The following is a 17,420-nucleotide window of genomic DNA, read 5'->3' on the forward strand; positions in this document are numbered from 1 at the left end:
AGGACGTGTCCGTCGGATCAGCCCTCCGACCTGATCCGAGGGACACGACCCGAGGGCCGGACGCACCCGTCCGGCACCGTCGAGGACTACGGAAGGGCCCCGCCGGGCCCGCCCCGCTCACCGAAAGGCACACCTCCACCATGCTCACCGCCGCCCGCCTGGGCGCCGCCGCCCTGTCCGCCGCGCTGCTCACCGGCGCCGCCGCCGCACCGGCCCTCGCCGACACCCCCTCCCCGTCGGCCCCCGCTGCCCCCGCTGCCCCCGAGGGCCTGTACGGCAAGGGCGACCCGACGTACGACGGGGTGTGGCGCCAGTCCCTCGCGCTCACCGCGCTCGCGGCGGCCAAGGTGACCCCGGCCGACCAGGCGGTCGCCTGGCTGACCGGACAGCAGTGCGAGGACGGCGGCTGGCCGTCCTACCGGGCCGCCGGCGCGGCCTGCGACGCCAAGACCGAGGACAGCAACGCCACCGCCGTCGCCGTCCAGGCCCTCGTCGCGCTCGGCGGGCACCAGGACGCCGTCGACAAGGGCGTCCAGTGGCTCAAGACCGTCCAGAACGCCGACGGCAGCTGGGCCTACAACCCCGGCAACCCCGGCGACGCCAACTCCACCGGCCTCGCCGTCAACGCCCTCTTCGCCGCCAGGACCGACCCGGCGGGCGTCGCCAAGGACGGCAAGAACGCCTTCGACGGGCTCGCCCGCTTCCAGCTCGGCTGCGCCGCCCCCGCCGACCAGCGCGGCGCCTTCGCCTTCCAGCCCGACGCCGCCTCCGGCGCCCTCGCGCCCAACGCGCTCGCCACCGCCCAGGCCTCGCTCGCCGCGGCCGGCGGCCGGCTCCCGGTCACCGCCGGCGTCCGCTCCGACGCCGCGCCCAAGCCGCTGACCTGCCAGGACGGCGCCACCGCCACCCCCGCCACCCCGGCCTCCCCCGTCGCGCACGCCGACTCGGCGGAGGCCGCCGGGGCGTACCTCACCGCGCAGCTCGGCGCGGGCGGCAACCACCTCACCCTCACCATGCCCGGCGCCACGCCCACCCCCGACTACACCGCCACGGCCTGGGCCGCCCTCGGCCTCACCCAGAGCGGCCACCCGCAGCAGGCCGCCGGCGCGGTGGACTGGCTGACCCAGAACGGCGCCGCCTGGACGAAGGGCGGCACCGACGCGGGCGCCGCCGCGACGCTGCTCCTGGTCGCCCAGGCCGCCCAGCGGGACACGGCCGCGCTGGTGCAGCAGCTCACCACGCTCGGCCCGGTGCCGAAGGCGACGGCTTCCGCCCCTGCTGCTCCCGCTTCCGCCGCGCCCGCCGCCGAGAAGAAGAAGGACGGCGGCATCTCCCAGTACTGGCTGATCGGCGTCGGCCTGCTCATCGGCGTCGGCGGCGGCCTCATCCTGAGCCTCCAGCGCAAGCGCGCCCCGAAGCTGTGACGTCCAACCCCCGCCACGCCGCCGGAGCCTCCGGGCTCCCGGCGGCGGGCGGGCCCGGCTGGAGCCCGTCGTTCGAGGGCAGCGCGTCGGGCCCGGCGCCCGCGCCCGCTGCCCGCACGCGACGCCCGACGGCGACCGGGCGTGCCCGCACGGCGGTCCGGGGAGCCTCGTCTGCGCCGGGCACCCCGGTCGGGCTCACGGCAGCGAGCGACCGCTCCCGTGCCGCCGCGCCCGGCAACCGCCTCGGGCGCGCCGACGCTCCCACCACCCCTGCCGGCCGACTCGCCAGCCGCCTGGCCGGCCCCACCACCACCCCCGCCAGGCAACTCGCCAACCGCCTGGCCGGCCCCACCGCCCACGGCCACACCGCCGCCAGGCAACCCACCGGCCGCCTCGCCGCGCTCCTCACCGGCCTGCTCACCGTGCTCCTCGTCGCCGGTTCCGCCGTGCCCGCCGAGGCGGCCGGGTACCGGTACTGGTCGTTCTGGAAGGGTGCCGACGGCGGCTGGGCCTACCAGCAACAGGGTCCGTCGGTCCACGTGCCGGCGGACGGGAGCGTCGACGGGTGGCGGTTCGCCATCAGCCCGGACGGCGGGCAGAACGCCGCGCAGCCCCGCGCCGGCGCCGACTTCGCCGCCCTCTGCGCGAGCACGCCCCCGCAGCAGGGCCGCAAGCGCGTGGCCGTCGTCCTCGACTTCGGCACGGCCGACGATGCCGCCTCCGCCGAGCAGCCGCCCGAGCAGCGCACCGCCTGCGCCACCGTCGCCGCCAACGCGACGTCCGCCGAGGTGCTCGCCGCCGTCGCGCCGCCGCTGCGGTACGACACAAACGGCCTGCTCTGCGCCATCGCCGGCTACCCGAAGGCCGGTTGCGCCGACCAGGTCGGCGCCGGTGCGAAGACGGACAGCAAGGCAACGGCCAAGGACGACGGCAGCGGCCCGGACCTCGGCCTGATCGCCGGCGGAGTCCTCGTCGCCGCCCTCGCGGCCGGTGCCGTCTGGCAGTCGCGCCGCCGCCGTCCCCGATGAGGTCCCTTTCCGTGCACGTCTCCCGTCAACTGCACCCCGGCGCCTGGTGGTTGTGGGCGCTCGGCCTGGGCGCCGCGGCCACCCGCACCACCAACCCGGCGATCCTGCTGCTGCTCGCCGCCGTCGCCGGCTACGTCGTCGCGGCCCGGCGCGGTGACGCGCCCTGGTCGCGGTCGTACGGCGCGTTCCTGCGGCTCGGCCTGTTCGTCCTCGGCATCCGGCTGCTGTTCGCCATGCTGCTGGGCTCGCCGATCCCCGGGACGCACGTGCTGTTCACGCTGCCCGAAGTGCCCCTGCCCGCCTGGGCGCAGGGGGTGCGGATCGGCGGCCGGGTCACCCTCGAAGGCCTGCTGGCCGCGCTCTACGACGGGCTGCGCCTGGCCACGCTCCTGGTGTGCGTCGGCGCCGCGAACGCGCTCGCCAGCCCGGCCCGCCTCCTGCGCGCCCTGCCCGGCGCGCTGTACGAGGCGGGGGTGGCCGTCGTCGTGGCGATGACGTTCGCGCCGAACCTGGTCGCCGACGTCCGGCGGCTGCGCGCCGCCCGCCGCCTGCGCGGCCGGACGGACAAGGGCGTCGCCGCCGTGCTGAGCGTCGGACTGCCCGTCCTGGAGGGCGCGTTGGAGCGTTCGGTGGCGCTGGCCGCCGCGATGGACACCCGCGGCTTCGGCCGCACCGCCGACGTCCCGCGACGCCTCGCGCGGGCGACGGCCGCGCTCACCCTGGCCGGGCTGCTGGGCGTCTGCCTGGCCGCGTACGGCCTGCTGACCGCCGGGGGCGCCGGCTGGGCGCTCCCCGTCCTGCTGATCGGCCTGGCCGCGGCGTTCGCCGGACTGCTCCTCGGCAACAGGCGGTCCGTCAGGACGCGCTACCGGCCGGACCCCTGGGCGCTCCCGGAGTGGCTCACCGCCGGTTCGGGCGTCGCCGTCGCCGCGCTCACCGTCTACCTCTCCACCCGCGATCCCGCCGCCTTCGCGCCCACCGTCGTGCCGCCGAGCGTCCCCGTGCTGCCGGCGGCCGCCGTCCTCGCCGCGCTCCTGGGCCTGGTACCGGCGTTCGCCACCCCGACCCCGCCCCGGAGGGCTTCGTGATCACCTTCGAGCAGGTCTCCGTCCAGTACGCGGACGCTCCCGCGCCGGCCTTGAACGGCGTCGACCTGACCGTCCCCGAGGGCGAACTCTGCCTGCTGGTGGGCCCGTCGGGCTCCGGCAAGTCCACCCTCCTGGGCACCGTCAGCGGGCTCGTCCCGCACTTCACCGGCGGCACCCTGCACGGCCGGGTCACCGTCGGCGGCCGGGACACCCGCACCCACCGCCCACGCGACCTGGCCGACCTGGTGGGCACGGTGGGGCAGGACCCGGTCGCGCACTTCGTCACCGACACCGTCGAGGACGAACTCGCCTACGGCATGGAGTCCCTGGGCCTGCCGGCCGACGTCATGCGCCGCCGCGTCGAGGAGACGCTCGACCTGCTCGGCCTCGCCGACCTGCGCGACCGCGCCCTCGGCTCGCTCTCCGGCGGCCAGCAGCAGCGCGTCGCGATCGGCTCCGTGCTCACCGTCCACCCGCGCGTGCTGGTCCTGGACGAGCCGACCTCGGCGCTCGACCCGGGCGCGGCCGAGGAGGTGCTGGCCGTGCTGCAGCGGCTCGTGCACGACCTCGGCACGACCGTCCTGATGGCCGAGCACCGGCTGGAGCGCGTCGTCCAGTACGCCGACCAGGTGCTGCTGCTCACCCCGGGCGCCGCGCCCGTCCTCGGCGAACCGGCCGACGTGATGGCGCACTCGCCGGTGCACCCGCCGGTGGTCGGCCTCGGACGGCTCGCGGGCTGGCGGCCGCTGCCGCTGTCCGTACGCGACGCCCGCCGCAAGGCCGCCGGGCTGCGCGAGCGCCTCGACGGACACCGTCCGGCCGCCGCGCCCTCCCCCGACGGCTCCCCGCTGGCAGCCGCCGACCGCCTCGCCGTCCGACGCGGCCCCGTGCACGCCCTGCGCGGCGTGGACCTCGCCCTCCGCCCCGGCGAGATCACCGCGCTGATGGGCCGCAACGGCGCCGGCAAGTCGACCCTGCTGGGCAGCCTCGTCGGCCTGCACGCCCCCGCCTCCGGCACCGTCCGGGTGGGCGACCGCACCCCGCACCGCACCAGGCCCGCCGACCTGATCCGCCAGGTCGGCCTCGTCCCGCAAGACCCGCGCGACCTGCTCTACGGCGAGAGCGTCACCGCCGAGTGCGCGGCGGCCGACACCGATGCGAGCGCCCCCGCAGGCACGTGCCGCGCGCTGGTCGAACGCCTGCTGCCCGGCATCGCCGACACCGCCCACCCGCGCGACCTGTCCGAAGGCCAGCGACTCACGCTCGCCCTGGCCGTCGTCCTCACCGCCCGGCCCCCGCTGCTCCTGCTCGACGAGCCCACCCGCGGCCTCGACTACGCGGCCAAGGCCCGGCTGGTGGAGATCCTGCGCGGCCTCGCCGCCGAGGGCCACGCCGTGCTGCTGGCCACCCACGACGTCGAGCTGGCCGCCGAACTCGCCCACCGCACGGTCATCCTGGCCGAGGGCGAGATCGTCGCGGACGGCCCGACGGCCGAGATCGTCGTCTCCTCCCCCGCGTTCGCCCCGCAGGTCGCCAAGGTGCTGGCCCCTGGACCGTGGCTCACCGTCCACCAGGTGGCGGAGGCGCTGGAAGCATGACCCGTCCCGTCCCCCTCGGCCGCCGCTCCGTCACGGCCCTGACCCTCACCTCCCTCGTCGGCGTGACGGCCTTCGGCTGGCCGCTGCTCGCCTCGACCAAGTCCGCCCTGGTCGGCCACTCCGCCGACGCCCCTTGGCTGTTCGCCCTCCTGCTGCCGTTGCTGTTGGCCGTCGTGATCGCGCAGATCAGCGAGGGCCGGTCGGCGGGCGGGGGCGCTCCAGGCCTGGACGCCAAGTCCGTCGCGCTGCTGGGCGTCCTCGCCGCGGCAGGCGCCGCGCTGCGCCCGCTCGGCGCAGGTACGGCCGGCCTGGAGCCGATGTTCTTCCTGATGGTGCTCTCCGGCCGCGTCCTCGGCCCGGGCTTCGGCTTCGTCCTCGGCTCGCTGTCGATGTTCGCCTCCGCCCTGCTGACCGGCGGCGTCGGCCCATGGCTGCCGTTCCAGATGCTCGCGATGGGCTGGGTCTGCCTGGGCGCGGGCCTCCTCCCCGGCGCCGCGACCCTGCGCGGCCGCCGCGAACTCGCCCTTCTCGCCGCCTACGGCGCTCTCTCGTCCATCCTCTACGGCACGATCATGAACCTGCAGGGCTGGCCGTACATCGGCGGCCTCTCCAGCTCCATCTCCTTCGTCCCCGGCGACCCGCTCCCCGCCAACCTGGTCCGCTTCGCCGCCTACTGCCTGACGACGTCCCTCGGCTGGGACCTCCCCCGCGCCGCCCTCACCGTCACCCTGTGCCTCACCCTCGGCACCCCCGTCCTGCGGGCCCTCCGCCGCACCACCCGCCGCGCCGCCTTCGCGGCCCCGGTGACCTTCCACCCGCCGGCCGAGTAACGGCCTAATCAATTGCCCTGCCCCACAACCACGTTGCACACTGACGGACGGCCGCGTCCATCGACCGGCCGTCCCACGGGGAAGGGGAAACCGGCATGACCCACACGATCGGCAGGGTGCTCGCGGCCGCCGCACTGGCAGCACTCGGGGCGCTCCTGGTCACCACGCCCGCCACGGCCGGCAACGCCAACGCCTGGGTCGGCAACCCGGTCAAGGCCGGATCGTCGACCGGCCCGGACGGCATCGAATGGCCCGACGACTGATAGCACCCTGCTGAGACGGGTCCTACTCTCGGCACGACACGCACAGACTGCGCGCCTCACGAACCGGCCGACCGCACAGGCCGTCCCGGCCGGGGCACTCGTGGTGCCGCGTCCCCGGTTCCGAGCCGACCACGGCTGGCCGAGGGCGCGGGACGGGCGGAACGGCCAACAGGCGGGCGGCGAGGATCGCGCCGACGCTCCGGGCGATCCGGTCCGGCAGCGGGGCGGACAGTACGCTCGTCAGCTCATCCGGCGTCCAGCCGCCTGCCAGGAGCCCCTCCACCATGGCGGCCTGGTCCGCCAACGGCCTGCCCGCGAGGGCCATACGGGGCTCGCGGCGGCCCAGTTCGAGCAGCAGCGCCATGCCGTCGGTCAGGCGCTGGGGCCGAGCGGGAGGGACGGACGGCCTTCCGGCATCCTTCTCCGTCAACTTCCTTACCTTCACGGAAGGGTTTCCCGTCTTTCCGCCGCCTGGCTCCCCAGCTCCAGGACACCCGGCGGCCGGAGACACGGGAAGCGGCGGCAGCGCGTGAACGGCCTTGCCCGCCACCGGCACTTCATGCACCGAAACAGCCGTCCGAACCTGCCCCGTCAGCGGATCCCGCTGAGTGCGCCGGACGTAGTGCCCGGCCGCCTCCAGCTCACGGAGAGCCCGCGCCACCGTCGTGCGCCCCTCAACGCTCTTCGCCGCCAGCGTCCGAACATCTTCACGAGCGCCGTCCGGCAGGCTGAGCAGGTAACTGAGCAGCCCACGCGCCGCCCAACTCAGCGAGTGCTTACGGACGACATGCCCGTTGTCGAGAATCGTGTAGCCGGGGGCGTGCTTGGGGATACGATGAATCTGCATTGGGAGTCCTTAGCTCCAGGTGCCATACCCCGGGGTGTTGTCAGCACCGCCGGGGCTCACTATGTGCGCGCGCTCCGCTCGAAGCACTCACGCCGCAATAGTCACCGTAGCTTCGTGACTAGCCGTCAAACTCCGATCCACGTCACCCATTCGGACGGCGCAGGCGCACAGCCCCCGGCGCACATAGATCGCGAGTGACACTCGCCACAGGTTGCTACCTTCAACGCATGACTGACTACGAGACTGCGTTCCGGTCGTTGGACGGCACAGCGCTGTTCGGCACGGTCACCCCCTCCCCGACGTCACCTACCGCCCTGGCCGTTCTCATTCACGGAGCCGGTGTCACCCGCGAGGAGGGCGGGTTCTTCGGCCGACTGGCAGCCGGCCTGGCCGCGACCGGAGTGACCTGCCTGCGGTTCGACCTGCGGGCCCACGGCGCCAGCGGCGGGCGTCCGGCAGATCTCACGATCGCCGGAGTGGCCAACGACATTCGCGCCGCAAGCGATCACCTCGCCGAAGTCGCCAAGCGGCCGCGCCCAGTTCACGTCATCGCAGCATCGTTCTCAGGTGGCGCTGCCGCCATGCACGCCGGCCAGTACCCGGGGGAGGTCGAGCGACTGGTGCTGTTGAACCCGCGAATCGACTACAAGGACAGGTTCATCACCGAGCGAGCCGGCTGGTCAGGGAACTACCTCTCGCCGGATCGCGCCGCGCAGCTCGATCAAACCGGAGCTTTGCCGCGACAGCCGTTCGAGACCGGCCGGGCACTGCTCAATGAGATGTTTCTCCTGCCGGCGCCGGAAGCCGTCTGCGCCGGCGTTCATTGCCCGGTACTCATCGTCCACGGGACAAAAGACACCTTCGTGGATGTGCAGTTGTCACGCCAGTACGCCCCCTTGTTCCGGAACGGCTCGGGAGCCGAGTTGTATGAACTCGACGGCGCGCAGCACGGCTTCGCAGTCCATGACGATCCCGCATACGCCGACCCGCAATCACAGGCTTGGCAGCGAGACGTGATCGCCAAGGTGACTGCCTTCCTCTCTTCCTAGCCGGCCGCCAGGATCACCAGTCGCTCGTGGAGTTCCCGTACCTGTGGTCTCTGTCGGTACGGAAACAGGGTCTTCGCAGTGCCGTGAAGTGCGCCGATGGCTTGCCGGGAGCGAACATCCGTAGCAACACGCAGCGCTTTCAGGGCGACTGCGGCAGCTTCGTCAGGTTCCCCGAGATCGGCAAGAGCACCGGCCAAGAACGCGCTGTAGTGAGCACGGTCACGTGGAGCGAACGCCTCGGCGGTGAGATGCGCCTGGAACGCTGCGATGGCTTCAACGGGGCGTCCGGCTTCCCGTAGTCGGATCGCCGTCTGGATGAGGAGCCGTTCCCGCGTGTATCCGTCGCCGAGCGGCCCCGTACACGATGGAGGCTCCGCTGGTCGGTCGGCCCGGTCGAGGGCGGCGTGCGCTTGGTCCAGTACCCGGGCGATCTGATCGGGGTGGGCACCGGTCATCGCCATTCCCCGCGCCTGCTGCTGGAGCGCTTCGGCATGCGCGCGGGCCGGCAGCTTCGACGGCCCGCTCGTCGCGGCCCTGGCAAGGTCGAGCATGCGCGCGGCATCGTGGCGCCCGAGGATCTGGGCCTGCCGCATCAGCACGTAGGCATGCATGGCTTCATCATTGGTGAAGGTCGCCCATTCCTTGGCCTGGTTGTGCCAATAGGCAACGACCTGGTCAGGAGCGCCCGCGTCGTGGTGCAGCCACGCCGCGAACTCCGCCGCCCTGGCCCCGAGGACAAGAAGCTCACGACGGATAGCCGGCCTGGCGTCGCGGGCAGTGGTACTGGTGGCAGACAGGATTCCCAGTGCTGCGGGCAACGCCCGATGCGACCCCACGCGCAGATCCGTACGAGCGGTGTCGTCCAGAGCATCCCGAAGGTGGCCCACAAGTTCGTGGTCAGCAAATCGGTAGGCATTGCAAGCGGCCGCGGTGAGGTGCTCCAGGGCTGCGAGATCGAGCAAGGGCGTGGCGAGCGGACCACTCATGAAGCTGCGGTGAAGCATTGGCTCCTCCACGTCTGACTTCGAGCCGGTAGCCGTCCCGAGCCGGATCGGCTTACTCGGCAGCGGGACGAAACCAAGTCGTTCGAGAGGCGCATCGAACATCTCGGTCAGCACGTACCGCGCATCCCGATTGGGCCAGGCGGTCTGACCGGACTCCCAACGCCTGACCTGGCGAACCGAGATCCTGGCCTTCGAGTTCAGAGTGACGGCTTTGGCGTTATACGCATCGGCGAAGTCCTCTTGCGTACGCCAGCCACGTTCGATCCGCGCGGCTACGAACGTCCCGTTCGCTGCGCATTCGGGCATATCTTGCACCCCCACGAATCCACGCTAGGCCACTGACACCATCCTGCGGCAGGAGACACAAGCTACCCGCCGAGATGTCCGGTGATGTGTCCTCCGGTCCGACCTGGTTCTTTGCCACGAGCCGCCATTGACTGTTCATCAGTCATCTCGGAGGAGGCTCCCGTGCACCGCTCAGTCGACGGCCGGATCCGGCAGCAGCGGCTTCTCGACACCACAGCCGACCGCTCCGAGTCCATGTCGCAGACGGGCTCCGCGAGGGACTCGGCTCCAGCACGCACCGAGATCCCCGGCCCGGCAACGGCCTCCCTGAAGTACCGGTCGGAGTCTGCCTGCACGGCTCGCAAGCTGGTTCGACGCAAGCTCCGGGAGTGGGAGCTGGACGACCTGGCGGACGACGCCCAGCTGATCGTCACCGAGTTGGTCAGCAACGCCTGCAAGACCGGCTGCCTGACATTCATGCTCGTCAAGATCCGCAGGATCACACCCCAGACAGTCAGGATCTCCGTCCGCGATGGCTCGCGCACGGTGCCCGTGCTGCTCCAAGCCGGAAGCGACGACGAGTGCCATCGAGGCCTCGCCCTGATCCACCTGCTGACCGCCGGGTGCTGGGGCACAGCGCTGGACACCTGCGGCAAGACCGTGCATGCCGATCTCCGTGCCCGCTGACGCCCGGTCCCCCCGAAGAGAGGAGCACAGTGTCCGTCCTCCTGTCCCACAGCTCACGCGACCGGTACCAGCGACGGCGCTTGTTGCGGTGCCCCTCGGCGAGCCGAGGGGCACCGCTGTGCGTCAACTGCGCTGGCCAAGTCAGGCGTTGACGATCGCTGCCGTACGGGACATCCGCGCTAGCATCCACGAGCTACTGGCGAACGGACCCAAGGGAACGGCATGGCAGTGATCGCAGTGACCGGGCACATGGACCTGACCGCGGGCAGCATCCAGCCGGTTCGCGATGCGCTCCTGGACCTGCTCTCCGAGTATCCGAGCGATCAGCTGACCGGACTGTCCTGCATCGCCAAGGGCGCCGATGCCTTGTTCGCCGACGTCGTCTTGTCGCTCGGTGGCCTGCTGATCGCTGTGATCCCGTCCGCGGATTACCGCAAGGCCAAGGTCAAGCCCGACTACGCAGCCGAGTTCGACCGCCTGTACGAGGCGGCAACCGACGTGATCGTCATGCCGTTCGCAACAGCCGACCGCGAGGCGTACGAGGCCGCAAGCAACGAGTTGCTTCGCCGCGCTGACCGGCTGGTAGCGGTATGGGACGGTCAACCGGGCAACGGACGGGGTGGGACGGCCGACACAGTGGCAGGCGCACAGGCCGCAGCGATCCCGGTGGACGTCGTATGGCCCAAGGGAGCCTCCAGGAAGGGCTGAGGCGCCGAACGCTGCCCTCCAGATCACAACCTGCACAACGCCCAGGCGTTCCAGTGAGCCCGCCGAAGTCGCCCAGCCACGCACCACCGGTCAGGTCCCCCTGGGCGCCCCGGCCACCCGGCCGGGGCGCCCAGGCAAAAGACCAACCTCCCGGGTGGTCGCGCACCTCCGAGAGTTCCGCCAGTTGCTCAGGCCGCATCGCCGAGCCGGCCGGCTGATCAGAGGCTGGCCTCATCCAGCAGCAGGTACAACACGCCCACCAGCGTGCCGCTGCTGACGATCTCGCGCCGGTCGATCATCCCTCGCAGCTCAGAAAGGGGAATCCACTCGATCCGGTCGGACTCGTTGTGTTCGGTCGGCGGACCCACGTGCTCGACGGCGTCAGCCCGGAAGACGAAGTGCTCGGAGTCGGTGATCCCATTCGCCGGCTGGGCGTAGATCAACGGCTTGACTTCGCCAACCCTCCAGCCTGTCTCCTCCAGTGCTTCGCGAGCAGCCGCCTCCGCAGGGGTTTCGTCCGGTTCGATCAGCCCCATCGGGAGTTCCCAGGCCCAGGTGTCGGTGATGAAGCGATGCCGCCACATCATGAGGACCTGCTTCTCACCGTTCACGATGGCGGCCACGGCAAGGTGCCGCAGCTTGACCACATGATGCTCCCACCAGTGTCCGTCAGGCTGCTCGACGTCGGCCAGCCACAGGTTCACCCATGGGTTCTCGTAGATCGGACGTTCCCCATGGATCTTCCACTGCATCGCGGCGGCCCCTCTCGATGGCCTTCAGCATGTCAGACGCAAACCGGCCGCAGACCTGCCCCGACAGATTTATGTCAAGGTGACGAAATCCTCCAACCCACCGCCGGTCAGGCACCCAGGAGAGCAACGAAGGCCTCCCACGTGCGGGCCTGCCGCGTGGCGCGGCAGGCCCGTCTCGTCACACTCTCTCGGCTGCCGTCCCGGACGGAGACCACCGTGGCCGGGCCCGCGACGCCTGGCGCGGGCCCGGCTCCTTCGAGAGCGAGCGCGCAATGACCACCCGCACCTTCGGCCGCACCAGCATCGCCCTGCCCGATCTCGCCGACGGCTACCTGTCCAACGTGACCTCCCTGGAGAGCGGCCGGGGCACCGTCCAGGACTTCAACTACGCCGACGCCGGCCTGCGGGATCTCGACCTGGCGCACGCCCACCTCATCACAGGCCGAATCACCAGCCCGCGCGCGTCCTACGTGCGGATGGACGAAGTGCGAGTCGACTCGGTCGAGTTCGACGGCTGCGATCTCGGCGATCTCCAGTGGGCCGACGGCAAGCTGTCCCGCGTCGTCTTCAAGAACTGCAAGATCATGGGCGGCACCTTCAACGACCTCACCCTCGACAACGTGCTGTTCGACAACTGCAAGCTCGACTACTCCACGTTCGAGAGGATCCGCGCAGCTGGCCCGGCCGCCTTCACCCACTGTGTGCTCACCGAATCGACGTTCACCGGGTGCGACCTCACCAACGCCGTCTTCAACGACTGAACGTTGCGGGACACCGAATTCCGCCGTGGCACCTACAAGACGACCGACCTGCGCGGCAACGACCTCTCCGCCCTGCGTGGCGTCGGAAATCTTGCGAAGGTCGTCATCGACCGCTCCCAGCAGATCGAGCTGACGCAGGCCCTCATGGCCGAGCTGGAGGTCACCTTCGGGGAACCGTGACGGACAGCAGAGCGGCACGCCGACTGGAAGCCGGGCAACGCGGCCTGACGTCCGCGTACGCTGCGGAGCACACGAGTAGGAGGCATTCCGATGGAGTGGATCAACCCGCAATACGCGGACCTGGTCGCGCGCTACCGGCAGCAGGACGACGACGCCGAGCCGGTCACCCCGTTCGGCGCCCCGCTCCGACGGGTTGACGGCGAGGATGTCCCATCGCGGCTCGGGTTCATCGTGGAGCCGCTCCTGAGCGAGTAGCAGGTGGCGCCCCTGGTCGGCCGCACACCGGTGCGGCCGACCAGAGCCCATTTCCCACCAACCACGCCGACCGACGACGACCGTACGCCCAACGGGGAGCCCGCCCAGCACTCGGAAGTCGGATGGGCCGACGTTCACGCAGTACCGGAGAACTTCGTCTCCACCACCAGGGAAGCTCTCATCAGCTACCTCATTAACGGTCCGAGCGTCTCCCTCGAATCGTGGTCCCAGTGAGGCATTTGTTGCGGTGCCCCTCGGTGAGCCGAGGGGCACCGCTGTGACCGAACTGCCCCGGATGCAGCGTTTCGACCCGGCCCAAGGTGCGCGCCGCCACCGCCTGGAGCACCGCTGGTCGGATGCCGGGTGACGTCCGGTGCGCCGCATCTGACAGGGTGGCGCGTGTGATGATCTCATCGGCGGCAGCCGGCGGAATGGCCCTGGTCGAACTGGGAATGGCGCTGACGCCGGGCCCGAACATGGTGTACCTGGTGTCCCGGAGCGTCAGCCAGGGCCGCGCGGCCGGGCTTGTCTCGCTGGTCGGGACTGCGGTTGGCTTCCTTGTGTACATGACTTTGGCCAACCTGGGGTTGGCGGTGGTCTTCGTTGCCGTCCCATGGCTGTACATCGGCTTCAAGGCCGCCGGCGCGGCCTATCTCGCCTTCCTGGCCTGGCAGACGCTCAGGCAGGGAGGCCGCGGGTTGTTCGAGCCACGCGGCCTCCAGCGCGATTCGCACTGGAGGCTGCTGCGGATGGGGCTGATCACCAACCTGCTCAACCCGAAGGTCGCCATCCTGTACCTCGCGCTCATCCCGCAGTTCATCGATCCCGCTCGCGGCCACACCACGGCCCAAGGGTTCGCCCTCGGCGCCATACAGATCGCGGTGGGCCTCACCGTGAACGGGCTGATCGTGCTCGCGGCCGGGTCGATCGCCGGTCTGCTCAAGAGCCGCCCGGCATGGGCCACGTGGCAACGCCGGATCACCGGGAGCCTTCTCGGTGCCGCCGCGCTCGTCCTCGCCCGGGAGGTACCCGCCCGCGCGCGGGCTTGACCTCGGCCCACGAACCTTCCTCCCACGACGAAGCGGCGCGCCCCGAATGCTCGGGGCGCGCCGCTCGTTCAGCAGATGCTCAGGCCTTCGGGCCCGCCGACTGGACGACCTCGAAGGACCACAGCGTGGAGCCGGACGCGGCCGGGCGCTTCGGGGCCTCGCCACCCCCGGCGGGGGCGCCGCGGTGGGCGGCCTGCATCGGGCCCTCCATCCAGGCCTTGAAGTCCTCCTCGCTGCGCCAGCGGGTGTAGACCAGGTACTGGTCGGTACCCTCGACCGGGCGCAGGAGCTCGAACCACTCGAAGCCGTCGGAGTTCTCCACCGCGCCGGCGCGGGAGGCGAAGCGCTGCTCCAGCACCTCGCGCTGCTCGGCGGGGACGGTCAGGACGTTGATCTTGACGACGGACATGCTGCTCCTTCTCTCGGGTGCTTCGAGAAGTCTCCTACACCTCACGCGATCCACGGCGGGAGCACCCGCTCGTCGCCCTTCGGTGCCATCCCGCAGGCTCCCTCCGGGGTGACGGCGTCGGGATTGTAGGCGTGGGCGGGTGAAGGTGAGGCCACGATGGCGGTGAAGCCGTCGTCGGTCGAGATCTGGCGGGCCGCACCGGCGGGGAGGGCGACGGTGTCCCCGGCGAAGAGGGAAAGCGCTTCACCGGCGAGAGAAACGACGGCGGAGCCGCTCAGGAGCGTCCAGATCTGCTCGACGTCCATGGCGTGCAGCGGCCCCTGCTTCCCGGCACCCATGTCGACATGCCACATCGCAAGGGCAGTTGAGCCCTGGGTCGGCGAGGCGTAGGTGGTCATGACGGCGTTCGGCGTCTCGGTGCGGCGCGCGTCGGCGTGACGGATCACGGGCATGGCGATGGAACCCCCTAAGATGGACAATGTCGTTGTCTATATGGTCAATGAGGTTGTCTATTGTGTCAAGCGAACCCGCCCCGCCCGGCTTCGAGCTGCCGCTGCGCCTCCTGCTCGCCTTCCGGACGATCATCGACGAGCTGCACGAACGCCTGGCCCGCGAAGGACATCCCGACGTGCGGCCGATGCACGGCTTCGTGTTCCAGGCGATCGGGCCGCACGGCACCACCGCCGTCGAGCTCGGCCGCCGCCTCGGCGTGTCCAAGCAGGCCGCCGGGAAGACCGTCGAGGGCTTGGAGCAGCTCGGCTACGTCGAGCGCGGCAGCGACCCCGCCGACGCCCGCCGCAAGGTCGTCCGCCTCACCGCGCGCGGGGTGGACTGCCTCGCCCGTTCGGCCCGGATCTTCGACGAGCTGCGCGCCCAGTGGTCCGCCACCCTCGGCGAGGAGCACCTCCGACAGATGGAGAAGGACCTGCGACTGCTCGCGCCCGGCGACCCGTTCCGGCTCGACACCCCGCGCTGGTTCGGAGCACCGTGAATCAGAACGAGCGGCCCTCGCCCCGGTACGGCGGCTCCAGGCCGCCCACCGGGTCGGGGCGGTCACGCGGGTCGGCGCAGAGGCCGGAGCTGAGCCGGGTGAGCAGGTCGGCGAGGTCGGCGTACTGCTTCTCGTCCCAGTCGCCCAGCAGTTCGGAGAGCTGGGTGCGCCGGGCCGCGACGAGTTTCAGCGCGGCCTGCTCCCCCGGCTCGGTGAGCCGCAGCGGCAGTCCGCCGTGGCGCGAGGCCAGCCCGCGGCTCTCGACCTCGCGGGCCGCCGCCTCGATGACGGCGATCGGCACGACCCGCCGCTCGGCGAGCTCGGCCGGCTCGGCGGAACCGTGCTGGTGCATCTGGAGGAGCAGCCAGCTGGAGGCGGGCAGCAGGTCCAGGCCGGCGGTGGCGGTGATCCGGCGGAACAGGTCGCGCCGGGCCTCGCGGGTGCTCAACACCGAGAGGGCGCGGGCGATTTCGTCCAGCGAGGAGCGTTCCACCGGATTGAGGCCGATGGACTCGCTCAGGTCCGGTGCCGTCACGGTGGTGCGCAGCGTCTGCTCGCGCAGGAACAGCGACAGCACGAAGGCGACCACCGCGACGGGCACCGCGTACAGGAACACGCGGGTGATCGATTCGGCGTACGCGTGGTGGACGGCCGTCTGGACGGCGGCCGGCAGGCGGCTGACGACGCGCGGGTCGGAGGTGATCGCGTCGGGACGGAAGCCGGGCGGCAGCGGCACGCCCCGCAGCGCGTCCGCGAGCCGGGACTTCAGGCCGCTCGCGAAGACCGTCCCGAAGATGGAGACGCCGAACGAGGCGCCGATGGAGCGGAAGAAGGTCGCGCCCGCGGTGGCCACGCCGAGGTCCTGGTAGCCGACCGAGTTCTGCACGATCAGCACCAGCACCTGCATCACCAGGCCCAGCCCGAGGCCGAAGACGAGGAAGTACAGGCTCATCTCCCCCGTGCCGGTGTGCTCGTCGAGCCGGGAGAGGAGCAGCAGGCCGACGGTGGTGACGGCCGTCCCGGCGATCGGGAAGACCCGGTAGTGCCCGGTGCGGGCGACGATCTGGCCGGAGCCGATCGAGGTGGCCAGCATGCCGAGCACCATCGGCAGCATGTGGATGCCGGACATGGTCGGCGAGACCTGCATGACGACCTGGAGGAAGGTCGGCAGGTAGGTGAGCGCGCCGAACATCGCGAAGCCGACGACGAAGGAGATCACCGCGACCAGGCTGAACGTCCGTGAGCGGAACAGCCGCAGCGGCAGGACGGGCTCCTGCCCCGTCCGCTCGACCTGAACGAAGGCGACGAGCAGGACGAGCCCCAGCACGCCGAGCCCGACGATCTGCCAGGAGCTCCACGCCCACGTGGTGCCGCCGAGCGAGGTCATCAACACGAGGCAGGTCGCGACGGAGGCGATCAGCGCGGTGCCGAGGTAGTCGATCCGGTGCTCGCGCTTGACCTCGAGACCGTGCAGCACCGCCGCGATGACGACCAGGGCGACCACGCCGATCGGCAGGTTGATGTAGAAGACCCAGCGCCAGCTGAGGTTGTCGACGAACAGACCGCCCAGCAGCGGCCCGAGCACGCTCGTCACGCCGAACACGGCGCCGAACAGGCCCTGGTACTTGCCGCGGTCGCGGGGCGAGACGAGGTCGCCGACGATCGCCTGCGACAGCACCATCAACCCGCCGCCACCGAGGCCCTGGAGCGCCCGGAAGGCGATCAACTCGCCCATGTCCTGGGCGATTCCGCAGAGCACCGAGCCGAGCAGGAAGATGACGATGGAGGCCTGGAAGAACCGCTTCCGGCCGTACATGTCGCCGAGCTTGCCCCAGAGCGGGGTGGCCGCGGTCGAGGCGAGCATGTAGGCGGTGACCACCCAGGACAGGTGTTCCAGGCCGCCGAGGTCGCTGACGATCGTGGGCAGCGCGGTGGAGACGATGGTCTGGTCGAGCGCGGCGAGCAGCATCGCCAGCAGCAGGGCGCCGATCGGCACCCAGAGGTTGGGGACGGTGACCGCCGGCGGGCCGGGCTCGGGCGCCGGGCTCCGGCCGAAGGCCGCGGGAGGGTCCCGAGGGTCCGGCAGGTCCGTCATGGCGCCTCCTGGCGTCTGCGTGGGGTCGCGGGCCGGGCGGGAGCGGACGGCCCGGGCGGATGATCACTCCCAGCCACCATGCTGTCAGAATTGCCCTGCTTTGTGCCGCCTGATTGA

At 71.5% G+C, this 17,420-nt stretch carries 20 protein-coding genes; 14 read left to right on the top strand and 6 right to left on the bottom strand.

Features of this window, described 5'->3' with window-relative positions:
* Positions 1-140 precede the first annotated feature (140 nt).
* The 6 genes from ACFVSN_RS23510 (at position 141) to ACFVSN_RS23535 (ending at position 6,231) form a co-directional block, all read left to right on the top strand.
* Positions 141-1,424: a prenyltransferase/squalene oxidase repeat-containing protein gene (locus ACFVSN_RS23510; protein WP_387956515.1), complete on the top strand. Its 1,284-nt coding sequence runs from the start codon at positions 141-143 to the stop codon at positions 1,422-1,424.
* A gap of 338 nt (positions 1,425-1,762) precedes the next feature.
* On the top strand, positions 1,763-2,452 hold the full coding sequence (locus tag ACFVSN_RS23515) for an SCO2322 family protein (RefSeq protein ID WP_387956571.1): 690 nt from the start codon (positions 1,763-1,765) through the stop codon (positions 2,450-2,452).
* Positions 2,449-3,540 (top strand): CbiQ family ECF transporter T component, encoded by a 1,092-nt coding sequence (locus tag ACFVSN_RS23520; RefSeq protein WP_387956516.1) that lies wholly within the window; start codon positions 2,449-2,451, stop codon positions 3,538-3,540. Before ACFVSN_RS23515 ends, ACFVSN_RS23520 begins: the two co-directional genes overlap by 4 nt.
* Positions 3,537-5,138 (top strand): ABC transporter ATP-binding protein, encoded by a 1,602-nt coding sequence (locus ACFVSN_RS23525; protein WP_387956517.1) that lies wholly within the window; start codon positions 3,537-3,539, stop codon positions 5,136-5,138. The genes ACFVSN_RS23520 and ACFVSN_RS23525 overlap by 4 nt, the downstream gene beginning before the upstream one ends.
* The gene (locus tag ACFVSN_RS23530; RefSeq protein WP_387956518.1) at positions 5,135-5,968 is read left to right on the top strand and encodes an ECF transporter S component; all 834 of its coding nucleotides are present in this window, start codon (positions 5,135-5,137) and stop codon (positions 5,966-5,968) included. Before ACFVSN_RS23525 ends, ACFVSN_RS23530 begins: the two co-directional genes overlap by 4 nt.
* 95 nt (positions 5,969-6,063) lie before the next feature.
* On the top strand, positions 6,064-6,231 hold the full coding sequence (locus tag ACFVSN_RS23535) for a hypothetical protein (protein WP_380439421.1): 168 nt from the start codon (positions 6,064-6,066) through the stop codon (positions 6,229-6,231).
* A 22-nt stretch (positions 6,232-6,253) separates the two neighbouring features.
* On the opposite strand, the gene ACFVSN_RS23540 is transcribed toward ACFVSN_RS23535, so the two are convergent.
* Positions 6,254-7,078, bottom strand: coding sequence for a helix-turn-helix domain-containing protein (locus ACFVSN_RS23540; RefSeq protein WP_387956519.1), 825 nt, complete (start codon positions 7,076-7,078; stop codon positions 6,254-6,256).
* A gap of 227 nt (positions 7,079-7,305) precedes the next feature.
* Here ACFVSN_RS23540 and ACFVSN_RS23545 point away from each other — a divergent pair, with 227 nt between their 5' ends.
* The gene (locus ACFVSN_RS23545) at positions 7,306-8,127 is read left to right on the top strand and encodes an alpha/beta hydrolase (protein WP_387589308.1); all 822 of its coding nucleotides are present in this window, start codon (positions 7,306-7,308) and stop codon (positions 8,125-8,127) included.
* Here ACFVSN_RS23545 and ACFVSN_RS23550 read toward each other — a convergent pair.
* On the bottom strand, positions 8,124-9,452 hold the full coding sequence (locus ACFVSN_RS23550; RefSeq protein WP_380506448.1) for a tetratricopeptide repeat protein: 1,329 nt from the start codon (positions 9,450-9,452) through the stop codon (positions 8,124-8,126). The two genes, ACFVSN_RS23545 and ACFVSN_RS23550, sit on opposite strands and share 4 nt — an antisense overlap.
* A gap of 147 nt (positions 9,453-9,599) precedes the next feature.
* Between ACFVSN_RS23550 and ACFVSN_RS23555 the strand changes: the two genes are divergently transcribed.
* Positions 9,600-10,103 (top strand): ATP-binding protein, encoded by a 504-nt coding sequence (locus ACFVSN_RS23555; RefSeq protein ID WP_387956520.1) that lies wholly within the window; start codon positions 9,600-9,602, stop codon positions 10,101-10,103.
* Between the two features lie 222 nt (positions 10,104-10,325).
* Positions 10,326-10,811, top strand: coding sequence for a hypothetical protein (locus ACFVSN_RS23560; protein ID WP_387589300.1), 486 nt, complete (start codon positions 10,326-10,328; stop codon positions 10,809-10,811).
* 218 nt (positions 10,812-11,029) lie between these two features.
* Here ACFVSN_RS23560 and ACFVSN_RS23565 read toward each other — a convergent pair whose 3' ends face one another.
* Positions 11,030-11,563 carry an NUDIX domain-containing protein gene (locus ACFVSN_RS23565; RefSeq protein WP_387956521.1) on the bottom strand — a complete coding sequence of 178 codons (534 nt, stop codon included), beginning with the start codon at positions 11,561-11,563 and terminating at the stop codon, positions 11,030-11,032.
* Positions 11,564-11,835: 272 nt separating this feature from the next.
* On the opposite strand from ACFVSN_RS23565, the gene ACFVSN_RS23570 reads away from it, so the two are divergent.
* The 4 genes from ACFVSN_RS23570 (at position 11,836) to ACFVSN_RS23585 (ending at position 13,808) form a co-directional block, all read left to right on the top strand.
* The gene (locus ACFVSN_RS23570; RefSeq protein WP_387956522.1) at positions 11,836-12,324 is read left to right on the top strand and encodes a pentapeptide repeat-containing protein; all 489 of its coding nucleotides are present in this window, start codon (positions 11,836-11,838) and stop codon (positions 12,322-12,324) included.
* A 3-nt stretch (positions 12,325-12,327) separates the two neighbouring features.
* The gene (locus tag ACFVSN_RS23575; protein WP_387956523.1) at positions 12,328-12,504 is read left to right on the top strand and encodes a hypothetical protein; all 177 of its coding nucleotides are present in this window, start codon (positions 12,328-12,330) and stop codon (positions 12,502-12,504) included.
* Between the two features lie 90 nt (positions 12,505-12,594).
* The gene (locus ACFVSN_RS23580) at positions 12,595-12,759 is read left to right on the top strand and encodes a hypothetical protein (protein ID WP_380506459.1); all 165 of its coding nucleotides are present in this window, start codon (positions 12,595-12,597) and stop codon (positions 12,757-12,759) included.
* Between the two features lie 404 nt (positions 12,760-13,163).
* Positions 13,164-13,808 (top strand): LysE family translocator, encoded by a 645-nt coding sequence (locus ACFVSN_RS23585; protein ID WP_387956573.1) that lies wholly within the window; start codon positions 13,164-13,166, stop codon positions 13,806-13,808.
* A gap of 79 nt (positions 13,809-13,887) precedes the next feature.
* On the opposite strand, the gene ACFVSN_RS23590 is transcribed toward ACFVSN_RS23585, so the two are convergent.
* Both ACFVSN_RS23590 and ACFVSN_RS23595 read right to left on the bottom strand, forming a co-directional pair.
* Positions 13,888-14,217, bottom strand: coding sequence for an antibiotic biosynthesis monooxygenase family protein (locus tag ACFVSN_RS23590; protein ID WP_387956524.1), 330 nt, complete (start codon positions 14,215-14,217; stop codon positions 13,888-13,890).
* 41 nt (positions 14,218-14,258) lie between these two features.
* Positions 14,259-14,669, bottom strand: coding sequence for a cupin domain-containing protein (locus tag ACFVSN_RS23595; protein ID WP_380493518.1), 411 nt, complete (start codon positions 14,667-14,669; stop codon positions 14,259-14,261).
* A 47-nt stretch (positions 14,670-14,716) separates the two neighbouring features.
* Here ACFVSN_RS23595 and ACFVSN_RS23600 point away from each other — a divergent pair, with 47 nt between their 5' ends.
* Positions 14,717-15,208: a MarR family winged helix-turn-helix transcriptional regulator gene (locus ACFVSN_RS23600; RefSeq protein ID WP_387956525.1), complete on the top strand. Its 492-nt coding sequence runs from the start codon at positions 14,717-14,719 to the stop codon at positions 15,206-15,208.
* A gap of 1 nt (position 15,209) precedes the next feature.
* Here ACFVSN_RS23600 and ACFVSN_RS23605 read toward each other — a convergent pair whose 3' ends face one another.
* Entirely contained in the window at positions 15,210-17,303 is a 2,094-nt protein-coding gene (locus ACFVSN_RS23605; protein ID WP_387956526.1) for an MFS transporter, read from the bottom strand.
* Between the last annotated feature and the right edge of the window lie 117 nt (positions 17,304-17,420).

The sequence above is a fragment of the Kitasatospora sp. NPDC057904 genome (genome assembly GCF_042887925.1).
Lineage (GTDB): Bacteria > Actinomycetota > Actinomycetes > Streptomycetales > Streptomycetaceae > Kitasatospora.

Excerpts from the sequence above, each read along its gene's own strand:
- ACFVSN_RS23510 (WP_387956515.1), top strand. The coding sequence starts at position 141 with ATGCTCACCGCCGCCCGCCTGGGCGCCGCCGCCCTGTCCGCCGCGCTG.
- ACFVSN_RS23520 (WP_387956516.1), top strand. The coding sequence starts at position 2,449 with ATGAGGTCCCTTTCCGTGCACGTCTCCCGTCAACTGCACCCCGGCGCC.
- ACFVSN_RS23530 (WP_387956518.1), top strand. The coding sequence starts at position 5,135 with ATGACCCGTCCCGTCCCCCTCGGCCGCCGCTCCGTCACGGCCCTGACC.
- ACFVSN_RS23535 (WP_380439421.1), top strand. The coding sequence starts at position 6,064 with ATGACCCACACGATCGGCAGGGTGCTCGCGGCCGCCGCACTGGCAGCA.
- ACFVSN_RS23540 (WP_387956519.1), bottom strand. The coding sequence starts at position 7,078 with ATGCAGATTCATCGTATCCCCAAGCACGCCCCCGGCTACACGATTCTC.
- ACFVSN_RS23545 (WP_387589308.1), top strand. The coding sequence starts at position 7,306 with ATGACTGACTACGAGACTGCGTTCCGGTCGTTGGACGGCACAGCGCTG.
- ACFVSN_RS23560 (WP_387589300.1), top strand. The coding sequence starts at position 10,326 with ATGGCAGTGATCGCAGTGACCGGGCACATGGACCTGACCGCGGGCAGC.
- ACFVSN_RS23565 (WP_387956521.1), bottom strand. The coding sequence starts at position 11,563 with ATGCAGTGGAAGATCCATGGGGAACGTCCGATCTACGAGAACCCATGG.
- ACFVSN_RS23570 (WP_387956522.1), top strand. The coding sequence starts at position 11,836 with ATGACCACCCGCACCTTCGGCCGCACCAGCATCGCCCTGCCCGATCTC.
- ACFVSN_RS23580 (WP_380506459.1), top strand. The coding sequence starts at position 12,595 with ATGGAGTGGATCAACCCGCAATACGCGGACCTGGTCGCGCGCTACCGG.
- ACFVSN_RS23585 (WP_387956573.1), top strand. The coding sequence starts at position 13,164 with ATGATCTCATCGGCGGCAGCCGGCGGAATGGCCCTGGTCGAACTGGGA.
- ACFVSN_RS23590 (WP_387956524.1), bottom strand. The coding sequence starts at position 14,217 with ATGTCCGTCGTCAAGATCAACGTCCTGACCGTCCCCGCCGAGCAGCGC.
- ACFVSN_RS23595 (WP_380493518.1), bottom strand. The coding sequence starts at position 14,669 with ATGCCCGTGATCCGTCACGCCGACGCGCGCCGCACCGAGACGCCGAAC.
- ACFVSN_RS23600 (WP_387956525.1), top strand. The coding sequence starts at position 14,717 with ATGAGGTTGTCTATTGTGTCAAGCGAACCCGCCCCGCCCGGCTTCGAG.
- ACFVSN_RS23605 (WP_387956526.1), bottom strand. The coding sequence starts at position 17,303 with ATGACGGACCTGCCGGACCCTCGGGACCCTCCCGCGGCCTTCGGCCGG.